Origin of the sequence: Lysinibacillus phoenicis (genome assembly GCF_047238325.1) — a bacterium.
Lineage (GTDB): Bacteria > Bacillota > Bacilli > Bacillales_A > Planococcaceae > Lysinibacillus > Lysinibacillus irui.
On the sequence record NZ_JBDFMP010000004.1, the window covers coordinates 1 to 10,006 of the forward strand.

General features: G+C 39.2%; 11 protein-coding genes, 1 pseudogene and 1 riboswitch. Of the genes and pseudogenes, 10 read left to right on the plus strand and 2 right to left on the minus strand.

Annotated elements, in window-relative coordinates:
* From ABC382_RS24670 to ABC382_RS24685, 4 genes are all read left to right on the plus strand, one after another.
* Window positions 1-539, plus strand: a 539-nt coding sequence (locus tag ABC382_RS24670; RefSeq protein WP_412928340.1) for a cobalamin-dependent protein, incomplete at its 5' end; no start/stop codon positions are given.
* Window positions 539-1,636 (plus strand): methylmalonyl Co-A mutase-associated GTPase MeaB, encoded by a 1,098-nt coding sequence (gene meaB, locus ABC382_RS24675; RefSeq protein ID WP_274793605.1) that lies wholly within the window; start codon window positions 539-541, stop codon window positions 1,634-1,636. The genes ABC382_RS24670 and meaB, both read left to right, overlap by 1 nt.
* 161 nt (window positions 1,637-1,797) lie before the next feature.
* Window positions 1,798-2,238, plus strand: a complete 441-nt coding sequence (locus ABC382_RS24680; RefSeq protein ID WP_274793604.1) for a BrxA/BrxB family bacilliredoxin — start codon at window positions 1,798-1,800, stop codon at window positions 2,236-2,238.
* Between the two features lie 151 nt (window positions 2,239-2,389).
* The gene (locus ABC382_RS24685) at window positions 2,390-3,400 is read left to right on the plus strand and encodes an aromatic acid exporter family protein (protein WP_274793603.1); all 1,011 of its coding nucleotides are present in this window, start codon (window positions 2,390-2,392) and stop codon (window positions 3,398-3,400) included.
* A 21-nt stretch (window positions 3,401-3,421) separates the two neighbouring features.
* Here the strand turns inward: ABC382_RS24685 and prli42 are convergent, their stop codons facing one another.
* Window positions 3,422-3,517: a stressosome-associated protein Prli42 gene (gene prli42 / locus ABC382_RS24690; RefSeq protein WP_155273190.1), complete on the minus strand. Its 96-nt coding sequence runs from the start codon at window positions 3,515-3,517 to the stop codon at window positions 3,422-3,424.
* Between the two features lie 125 nt (window positions 3,518-3,642).
* Between prli42 and mce the strand changes: the two genes are divergently transcribed.
* From mce to ABC382_RS24720, 6 genes are all read left to right on the plus strand, one after another.
* Window positions 3,643-4,056 (plus strand): methylmalonyl-CoA epimerase, encoded by a 414-nt coding sequence (gene mce / locus ABC382_RS24695; RefSeq protein WP_107949440.1) that lies wholly within the window; start codon window positions 3,643-3,645, stop codon window positions 4,054-4,056.
* Window positions 4,057-4,061: 5 nt separating this feature from the next.
* Entirely contained in the window at window positions 4,062-5,609 is a 1,548-nt protein-coding gene (locus ABC382_RS24700) for an acyl-CoA carboxylase subunit beta (RefSeq protein WP_274793602.1), read from the plus strand.
* 101 nt (window positions 5,610-5,710) lie between these two features.
* On the plus strand, window positions 5,711-6,664 hold the full coding sequence (locus ABC382_RS24705) for a coiled-coil domain-containing protein (RefSeq protein ID WP_274793601.1): 954 nt from the start codon (window positions 5,711-5,713) through the stop codon (window positions 6,662-6,664).
* Between the two features lie 136 nt (window positions 6,665-6,800).
* Complete coding sequence (locus ABC382_RS24710) at window positions 6,801-7,916, plus strand: M20/M25/M40 family metallo-hydrolase (protein WP_412926518.1); 1,116 nt, start codon at window positions 6,801-6,803, stop codon at window positions 7,914-7,916.
* Window positions 7,917-7,941: 25 nt separating this feature from the next.
* Window positions 7,942-8,430, plus strand: a complete 489-nt coding sequence (locus tag ABC382_RS24715) for a chemotaxis protein CheW (RefSeq protein ID WP_274793599.1) — start codon at window positions 7,942-7,944, stop codon at window positions 8,428-8,430.
* Window positions 8,431-8,567: 137 nt separating this feature from the next.
* Window positions 8,568-8,659: riboswitch (cyclic di-GMP riboswitch) on the plus strand.
* A 43-nt stretch (window positions 8,660-8,702) separates the two neighbouring features.
* Window positions 8,703-9,584 carry an amidase gene (locus ABC382_RS24720; protein ID WP_412926519.1) on the plus strand — a complete coding sequence of 294 codons (882 nt, stop codon included), beginning with the start codon at window positions 8,703-8,705 and terminating at the stop codon, window positions 9,582-9,584.
* Window positions 9,585-9,629: 45 nt separating this feature from the next.
* On the opposite strand, the pseudogene ABC382_RS24725 reads toward ABC382_RS24720, so the two are convergent.
* Window positions 9,630-10,006: pseudogene (locus ABC382_RS24725) on the minus strand (carboxynorspermidine decarboxylase); the annotation flags it as partial.

Here is a 10,006-nt window from a genome sequence, read left to right on the forward strand (position 1 = left end):
TTTCTGGACGTCATAAGGCCGTAATTCGCTCTATTTCTGGTGTTTACTCTGCAAACTTCTCTGATGAGGAGCAAATTGCAGAAGTAAAACAAATGACAGAAGAATTCCTTGAAAATGAAGGTCGTCGTCCACGTATTTTAGTAGCCAAAATGGGACAAGATGGACATGACCGTGGTGCTAAAGTTGTTGCAACAGGCTATGCTGATTTAGGCTTTGATGTGGATATTTCACCATTATTTATGACACCAGCTGAGGCAGCTCAAATGGCTGTTGAAAATGATGTTCATGTCATTGGGGTATCATCTCTAGCAGCAGGTCATAAAACATTGGTCCCTGAATTGGTTGCAGAGCTTGAAAAATTAGGACGCGGAGATATTATCATTATCGTTGGCGGTGTTATTCCAGCGCAAGATTATGAATTCCTTTATAATGCCGGCGCAGTAGCTATTTTTGGACCAGGTACAGTAATTCCTGTATCCGCACAAAAAATTATAGAAGAAATCTACAAACGTTTAGGCTATGAGGAAGTGTCTGAATAATGGACAAAAATAAAGAAATGGAAGACAGTGCGCTATTTGTCATGGACGGAGTCGAGGCAACTCACGACGGTATGCAATATGGTACACCGAAAAAATTCCGAAAGAAAAAGGCCGACAATTTGAATATACGAGAGCTTGCACAACAGGTACGTGCGGGCTCTCGCACCCATTTGTCAAAAGCCATTACCCTCATAGAAAGCTCTAATGCAACCCATAAAGTGCAAGCACAAGAGCTATTACAGGAGCTGCTCCCGCATACAGGGAATAGTATTCGAATAGGCATTACAGGTGTTCCAGGAGCAGGGAAGAGTTCCTTCATTGAAGCTTTCGGAACAATGCTTTGTGAAATGGGGAAACGAGTTGCTGTCCTTGCGATTGATCCAAGCTCTTCATTATCCGGAGGAAGTATTCTTGGGGATAAAACGCGCATGGAGGAGCTCGTCAAGAAGCCTACTGCATTTGTCCGTCCATCCCCATCAGCAGGTACCCTAGGGGGTGTTCATAAAAAGACACGTGAAACAATGTTAGTTTGTGAAGCGGCTGGCTATGATGTGATCTTAATTGAGACCGTTGGTGTTGGGCAAAGTGAAACCTATGTCCGTGGGATGGTTGATTTCTTCCTATTACTCGTTTTAACAGGGGCTGGCGATGAGCTGCAAGGCATGAAAAAAGGAATCATGGAATTAGCGGATGCTATTATCGTGCATAAAGCGGATGGTGATAATGTTCGTTTAGCCAAAAAAACAGTTGCAGAGTATAAGCAAATTTTACATTTTTTACAGCCTGCCACACCTGGTTGGATGTCAACATCGATGCCAGTGAGTTCACTAGAAAAACGGGGACTTGATAAGGTTTGGGCGACAATTGAACAATTCAAACAAATTGTGGAAGACAATCAATATTGGGCTACTCGACGTCAAAATCAAACAAAAGAGTGGTTCCAAACTATGATTACTGATCATCTAATTGATTTATTTTATGGGAATCCACAGCGAAAAGCCCATGTACAGCTGCTTGAACGCCAAATTTTAAGCGGACAATTGACAGTCACACAGGGTGTTGATCGTTTATTTAGCGAAGAGCAGGAAGACAAGTAAACTAGTCATATTGAAATCTTAGTAAAATCAAGTGATTTGTGTTGAGCAAGAAGGTGCACAAATTCTTTGCAAACTGCTATGATAAGAGATGTATGAGCGTCAAATACCAACTATATAAAATAAAGCTAAAATGACGCCGACTTGAAAGGAGCTATCGCTATATGAATATGGATTACGATTTATTTATGCAGGAAATTTTAAAAACAGCACGTGCTGAAATTGAGGCAGCTGGTTACGAACAACTTAAAACACCAGAAGCTGTTGAAGAGGCGTTTGCTCGCCCAGGTACTACATTAGTTATGGTTAACTCAGTATGTGGTTGTGCGGGTGGTATTGCTCGTCCAGCAGCTGCACAATGCGTACATTACGATAAACGCCCAGATCATTTAGTAACAGTATTTGCAGGGCAAGATAAAGAAGCTACTGCAGCAGCACGTTATCATTTCGGGGAAGATCACTTACCTTCTTCACCATCATTCGTGCTTTTAAAGGATGGACAAGTAGTAGCCGAAGTTGGTCGCTATGAAATCGAAGGGCATGACCCAATGTCAGTTGTAACAAATTTACAAGCTAACTTTGAAGAATACTGTGACGAACTGTAATTCTATTCTTGTATAAGAAAAATCATTAAATGTAAGTAGAATAGCCACATAGATAACTTTATCTATGTAGGCTACCTACTTATCTCCATATATAGTGAGTTCCGTTATTATTAAAATTTTTGTAATATTGGCTAAATGATTAGCTATATGAGTGAAGAGTACTAAAGGATGGGAGGCAGTCGGCCTGAAGAAGTTTTCAATCGGCTATCGAACGTTAAAAACAGCAATCGGTGCAGCAATTGCAATTGCCATTGCTCAATATTTTGATTTAGCCTCGTATGCATCTGCTGGTATTCTAACCATATTATGTGTGCAGCCTACGAAAAAGAAATCCATTTATGCAGCATATACACGATTGGTCTCAAGTATTATTGCGATGATTTTTGCTTTTGTGAGCTTTGAGCTTTTTGCTTATCATCCACTTACATTAGCGGGTATGTTAATACTGTTTATACCAACCATCGTGTCGTTAAAAGTTGCAGACGGATTTATTTCCAGTGTCGTCATTATTATGCATATATACGCTGCTGAAGGTTTTTCGCTGGCACTTGTTTATAATGAATTAGCATTAATGGCTATCGGTTATGGAACGGGAATTGCCATTAATATGTATATGCCAGACATTCAAAAGGAATTAAATTACTATAGAGTTAAAATTGAGGAGCTTTATAGTAAGATTTTTATAGAAATTGCAAGCTATTTACGACAAGGAGATATGCTGTGGGATGGGCATGAAATCATAGAAGCGATAAAAACATTAGATGATGCCAAGTCTTTAGCATTTAAAGATGTTGAAAATCATTTTATGAGACGAAAAAATGATTACTACAAGTATTTTGATATGCGTGAGCGGCAGTTAGAAATTATTGAAAGAGTACTTCCAAAAATTACAACATTACCTGTTATAGTACAAGAGGCTGAAATTGTGGCAGATTTTTTACAAGACCTTGGTGAGCATGTTCACTCTGGAAATACAGCGCGACATTATCGAGAAAAGTTAGAGCAGGTTAAACATGATTTTTCACAGTTACCTTTACCACAAAATCATGAGCAATTTATCGCCCAGGCAGCCCTCTATCAGTTTATAGAGGAAATGGACAGGTATTTAGAAATAAAGCAATCATTTAAGGGTTTAAAGGTCAAAAAAGAGCGCCCACAGTAGTGTGGACGCTTGTGACTTGCCTTAAACTAGCATAGATAATCCGAATGCTAGAGATGAGATTAGCATAATCGCTATCATGCTATAAACAACAATTTTTTGAAACTTTTTATTACTCATATGCTCGTTCGCTCCTTCTTTTCTTATAAATAGTTTAGCAAATCTGAAAAATTTCTCAAGTAGTAGAGTTTTGACAAAAAAGTCTGTAAAATAGAGTATGTACCATAACAGAAGGAGATGTCACCATGGAGAAAGTAGACCATATTGGGATTGCGGTGCGCGATCTTGATGAACGCATTACATATTATACAGAAACTTTAGGTTTAAAGTTGTTGAAAGTAGAAGAAGTAGAATCTCAACAGGTTCGTGTGGCATTTATCGACGCAGGCAACGTAAAAATAGAGCTATTAGAACCAATGAGTGAAAAGAGCGCCATTCATGGATTTATTGAGAAACGTGGAGAAGGCATTCATCATGTGGCCTTCGGAGTGACAGGAATTCGTGAGCGTATGGCAGAGCTTCGGGAGAAAGGTGTACGTCTATTATCCGACGAGCCAGGGCCAGGTGCTGGTGGTGCAGAGGTTGCGTTCATGCATCCGAAATCTTCATTCGGTGTGTTATATGAATTATGTGATAAAAGTGGAAAAGGGGATAAGTGATCAATATGGATATGTTCGACAAAATCAATGATTTATATGATCGTAAGACGGTAATTGAACTTGGTGGTGGCTATGAGCGCATCGACAAACAGCACGAAAAAGGAAAATTAACAGCTCGTGAACGTATTGAATTATTGCTAGATGATGGCACATTTTTTGAAATCAATCCATTTATTACGCATCGTACAGTAGATTTCGGGATGGACAAAATGGAAGGTCCTGGTGATGGTGTTGTAACCGGTTTCGGAAAAATCAATGGCCGTCCTGTATACTTATTCTCTCAAGATTTCACAGTGTTTGGTGGAGCTCTTGGTGAAATGCATGCGAAAAAAATGGCGACGGTAATGGACCTAGCTGCGAAAAATGGTACACCATTTATCGGCATCAATGATTCAGGTGGCGCACGTATCCAAGAGGGTGTTCTTTCTCTTGATGGTTATGGTCACATTTTCTACCGTAATGCGATTTATTCAGGGGTGATTCCGCAAATCTCTGTTATTATGGGACCATGTGCTGGTGGAGCGGTATATTCTCCGGCTATTACTGACTTTATCCTAATGGTTGATAAAACATCTCAAATGTTCATTACAGGACCTAAAGTAATCGAAACCGTAACGGGTGAGAAAATCTCCGCTGAAGATTTAGGTGGTTCAAAAGTCAATAATGCAGTAAGTGGAAACGCTCATTTCCGCGCACCATCTGAAGAAGAAGCAATTGATCAAATTAAGAAACTATTAAGCTATTTACCACAAAATAATAAAGAAAAGGCACCACGTCAAGCACGTCCTGAAGGGGATGACTACCGTCCAGAAATCGTGGATACAGTGCCAATTGAAACAACGCGACCATATGATGTACGAAGAGTTGTAGAACAAGTAGTGGATGAAGATTCGTTCATGGAGGTTCACGCAGAGTTTGCAAAAAACGTAGTTGTTGGTTTTGCACGTATTGCTGGTGAATCAGTTGGACTTGTTTGTAACCAACCAAAAGTACTTGCAGGTGGATTAGATATTGATTCTTCTGATAAAGCGGCTCGTTTCATTCGCACGTGTGATGCTTACAATATTCCAATCATCACATTTGAAGACGTATCTGGCTTCTTCCCAGGTGTTAAACAAGAGCATGGCGGTATTATTCGTCATGGTGCGAAAATCCTTTATGCTTATTCAGAAGCGACAGTACCAAAAATTACAGTTATTTTACGTAAAGCTTATGGAGGCGCTTACGTTGCCTTAAACTCTAAATCTATTGGTGCAGACCTGGTATTTGCTTGGCCAAATGCTGAAATTGCTGTTATGGGTGCAGCAGGTGCCGCGAACATTATTTTTGCACGTGAAATAGCGAAATCGGATGACCCAGAAGCGACACGTGCTGCCAAAATTGAAGAATATAAAGAAAAATTTGCAAACCCTTATGTTGCAGCTTCACGTGGAATGGTAGACGATGTTATCGATCCTCGAGATACTCGTATTAAGCTAATTCAAGGACTAGATATGCTAGCAAACAAACACGAAACTCGTCCAGAGAAAAAACACGGTAACATTCCACTATAAAAAAACAAGCCTAGTAGCGTGATAGTTACTAGGTTTTTCTTTTTTTAAATGAAACATTTTTCCTTGTCATCCGTACTGATAGATAAGAGGAGTTGAGATGAATGGAATGGCAGCAATTACAAACAGAGCAAGAAAAGATTCATGCACAACTAAGAAAAGCATCCAGATTAAAGGAGCAAAGTCAGTTACTGAATAGCCAAATTGAACTTACACAACAGGAAATAGACCAACATACAGCAGCACTCAATCAAATTCGATCCAAACTGGATAAATTAGATAGTTTCTCGTTTATGAATATGATTCGTACGTGGACTGGACAACAAGATGAGCTTCGTGCAGAAAAAATTGATAAAGCAGCGGTACTTGAATTAAAGATGAATGAAGCAAAAAAAATGCAAGTTGACTTAACTGAAGATAACATTCAAGTAAAGCATAAACTAACGCAAATAGATGAAGTGGCCTTACAACAAGCACTGAAACAGGTACTTTCAAAAAAGAACAAGTACTTACAGCTTCATGATCCAGCACAAGCAGCTAGACTAGAGCATTTAGCAAATGAAGAAATGTTAACCAAACAACTGATAACAGAAATCCAAGAAGCTGAGGAAGCAGGAGAAGTAGCCTTAACAAAGCTAGGGCAAGCGGCAGCTTCATTACATTCTGCCAGCGGATACTCCACTTGGGATACTTTTTTTGGCGGTGGACTCATTGCCACTCACTTAAAGCACGATGCACTCGATCAATCGGAGAACTACTTACACAGTGCTCAAATTGCCTTGCAACGTTTTCATAATGAATTATTGGATGTTCATGAGATGTCAACAAAATCACTCCATGTGGAGACAGATGGTTTCGTTAAATTTGCTGACTACTTCTTTGATGATATTTTTTCAGCCTGGTCTGTCCATTCTAAAATTTCAACTGCAAGGGAACAGGTATCACGTGTGCAAGATGATGTACATAATACAATTTGGCGCTTACGGGATAAACATAACAAAGCAGTGAGCTATCTACAAACGATAATAGAAGAAAAAGAGGCTATTTTAAATGTCTAAGGAAAGTCTGAGGATTTTTTTCTCGGACTTTTAGTCTGTCGGATTGTTCAAGTGATTTCAACTCTTCTGACGTTGTGCTAAAATAATACGTATACTATAACGTGGAAGAACACGTAAACTAAGGGAGTTTTACAACATGACAAGTCGTTTAGTAGAAGAGTTTTTTGAGCTCGTTCAAATTGATTCAGAAACAAAGCATGAACAAGTAATTGCACCAATTCTTGTAGATAAATTAACTGCACTTGGATTTACAGTCATCCAAGATGATGCACATACGCGTAATGGACATGGAGCAGGCAATATTATCGCCACTTTAAAAGGTACTCTAGATGTGGAGCCAATCTATTTTACTTCTCATATGGATACAGTTGTTCCAGGGAAAGGCATTCAACCATCCCTGCGTGATGATGGTTATATCGTATCCGATGGTACGACAATTTTAGGTGCTGATGATAAGGCAGGCCTAGCAGCACTCTTTGAGATGGTCAAGCGATTAAAAGAGCAAGATATAGAGCACGGAGATATAGAATTCATTATTACCGCTGGTGAAGAGAGCGGTCTTGCTGGTGCTAAAGAGTTAGATCCATCTAACATTAAAGCAAAGTATGGCTTTGCGGTGGATAGTGATGGCAAAGTAGGTGGGATTGTAACAGCCGCACCATTCCAAGCGAAAATTTTTGCAAAGATTATTGGCAAAACGGCACATGCTGGGGTTGCTCCTGAAAAAGGTATTTCCGCTATTACAGTAGCATCTAAGTGTATTGCTCAAATGAAGCTTGGGCGTTTAGATGAGGAAACGACAGCTAATATTGGACGCTTCGAAGGTGGCCAAGCAACGAATATCGTATGTGATGAAGTGACGATTCTAGCTGAAGCACGTTCCATTGATCAAGCTAAATTAGATGCCCAAACAAAGCATATGCAGGAAACATTTGAACAAGTTTCCGCTTCATTAGGCGCACGTGCAGAAGTGGAAGTGAAGCTTATGTATCCTGGATTCCGTGTAACAGAAACAGATAAAGTTGTGCAGGTTGCTATGGAAGCTGTTCGCAATATTGACCGTACACCAACATTAGGTATTTCTGGTGGAGGATCGGATGCGAATGTGATCGCAGGATTTGGTATTCCTACAGTGAATTTATCTGTCGGATACGAGGATATTCATACAACAAATGAAAAAATACCAGTCGAAGAATTAGAAAAATTAGCAGATTTACTCGTTGAAATCGTCAAGGAATCTGCAAAAAAATAACAGTCGAATAGAAGGATGTGAACGCATGGAAAGTGTCAAAGCAGTCGTTTTTGCTTGTGGGACAGAGGAATATGCGGTACCTGTAGAGCAAGCGATATCAATTGAAAAATTAGAGCATGTAACACCTATTCCTCATTTACCGAACTATCTTCTAGGCTTTACAAGAATTCGAGGTGAGCTTGTACCCGTTCTCGATTTTGAACGAATACTATACAACCGCTCCTCCAATACAGCAACTGCTCGTATTATTGTGATGAATACGGACGTTGTCAATTATGGATTACTTGTTACAGAGGCTCGTGAAATTCTTGATTTTGATGATTCCATACTGCAACAATTGGGTCTTGTCAATTATAGTAAAACGCGCTACTTTACAGCTGTAGCTAATCTAGAAAATCGTATGATAACATATGTTGATCCAAAAATACTGGTTAATTCATTAGAGGGCATTCGGGAAATTATCGATTATTTACACAAAATGCTTGAAAATGAAAAGGAAAACGTAGAGGCTTAAGTACTCTACGTTTTTTTATATTTGACTAGTAAATTTAACCTGTATTTTATCGTTTTTACCTGATCATACATGTGACAATTATGCATTATACCTACAGACAAACCGTTGCTAGCCGCGTATGATAATGAGTAAGAAAAAACTGAAAAAGGCAAACTTCACCGAAAGGGAAGGACGCAAAGCCATGAGTCTAAACACTATTTTTTCAGTGCATGATTGTCAGGTTGCCAGGTTCTGTTCTAGGAGCCGTGGCGAGTAGAATGGAGTTAGTTTGTATGAAGAGACAATTAAAGTTGTGGACAGCACTAATCGTCATCATGATTAGTTCATTAGCTTTATCAAGTGGAAAGGTTGATGCAATGGCTACACAGGAAAAGGCTACGTGGCTGTGGGATACATCCCTCATCATGGATGACCAAGAAAAAATATTATTATTTTTAGAACATAACGATGTTAAAAAGGTTTATCTGCAAATCGATCAAGGCATAGCGAACGATGACTATAAGCAGTTTATTAGCAACGCTTCTGACAAAGGTATTCGCATTTATGCATTGGATGGTGCTGCAAGCTGGGTTTCAGCTGAGGGTAGTCGAAGCCAAGACGAGTTGTTTAATTGGTTACATACATATAATGAGAATTCAACTGAATCTGAGCAATTTTCTGGGGTTCATCTTGATGTTGAACCTTATTTAAATAGTGGATGGAGCTCACATCAAGCACAAACGATAGGATCCTATCAAACACTAATAATGAAAGCAAGTGAGCAAGCAAATCAGTTACAACTTACTTTAGAAGTAGATATGCCATTTTGGTTTGATGAAGTTCAGTATCATAACGAATTTGGAAAAGGGTTATTAGCTGATTGGGTCATTGACCATGTGGATAGTGTGACGATCATGGCCTATCGCGATGCTGCAAAAGATATTATTTCTATTGTTGAGCATGAAATTGCTTATGCTTCCACGATGAATAAATCGATTGTAATTGGTGTAGAAACAGGCGCTTCAGAGGAAGGGCAAAATATTACTTTTTATGATAATGGAGAAGCTTATATGAATGAACAGCTTATACTTGTTCACCAACATTTTTCAAATAACGATGCTTTTCATGGAGTAGCCATTCATTATGTGGAGAATTGGATGACCATGCGGCCATAAAAAAAGTCCTTCCAGTGTAAAACTGGAAGGACTTTTCTATTGGTATTAGGACAGTCGACCACTGTAGTCCTCGAATTTAAATTCACGAATGACTTTAATACCTTCTTCATCATTATAAGAAACGATAGAAGGGAGGTTGACGCCGTTAAACATATGGTTTTTCACCATTGAATAATGGGCCATATCTGTGAAGACAAGTCGATCACCTGGTTTTAATGGCTCTTCAAACGAATAATCGCCAATCACATCACCAGCAAGACATGTAAGTCCACCTAAGCGATATGTGTGTGCGAATTCATTCGCTTGACCAGAACCAATGATCATTGGGCGGTATGGCATTTCAAGTACGTCAGGCATATGACATGTTGCTGACGTATCTAAAATAGCAAGGTCCATCCCATTTTTTTGAATATCAAGTACTG

What these genes read in the sequence shown, in the direction of transcription:
- meaB (WP_274793605.1), top strand. Translation starts at nt 539, where the DNA reads ATGGACAAAAATAAAGAAATGGAAGACAGTGCGCTATTTGTCATGGAC.
- ABC382_RS24680 (WP_274793604.1), top strand. Translation starts at nt 1,798, where the DNA reads ATGAATATGGATTACGATTTATTTATGCAGGAAATTTTAAAAACAGCA.
- prli42 (WP_155273190.1), bottom strand. Translation starts at nt 3,517, where the DNA reads ATGAGTAATAAAAAGTTTCAAAAAATTGTTGTTTATAGCATGATAGCG.
- mce (WP_107949440.1), top strand. Translation starts at nt 3,643, where the DNA reads ATGGAGAAAGTAGACCATATTGGGATTGCGGTGCGCGATCTTGATGAA.
- ABC382_RS24700 (WP_274793602.1), top strand. Translation starts at nt 4,062, where the DNA reads ATGGATATGTTCGACAAAATCAATGATTTATATGATCGTAAGACGGTA.
- ABC382_RS24705 (WP_274793601.1), top strand. Translation starts at nt 5,711, where the DNA reads ATGGAATGGCAGCAATTACAAACAGAGCAAGAAAAGATTCATGCACAA.
- ABC382_RS24710 (WP_412926518.1), top strand. Translation starts at nt 6,801, where the DNA reads ATGACAAGTCGTTTAGTAGAAGAGTTTTTTGAGCTCGTTCAAATTGAT.
- ABC382_RS24715 (WP_274793599.1), top strand. Translation starts at nt 7,942, where the DNA reads ATGGAAAGTGTCAAAGCAGTCGTTTTTGCTTGTGGGACAGAGGAATAT.
- ABC382_RS24720 (WP_412926519.1), top strand. Translation starts at nt 8,703, where the DNA reads ATGAAGAGACAATTAAAGTTGTGGACAGCACTAATCGTCATCATGATT.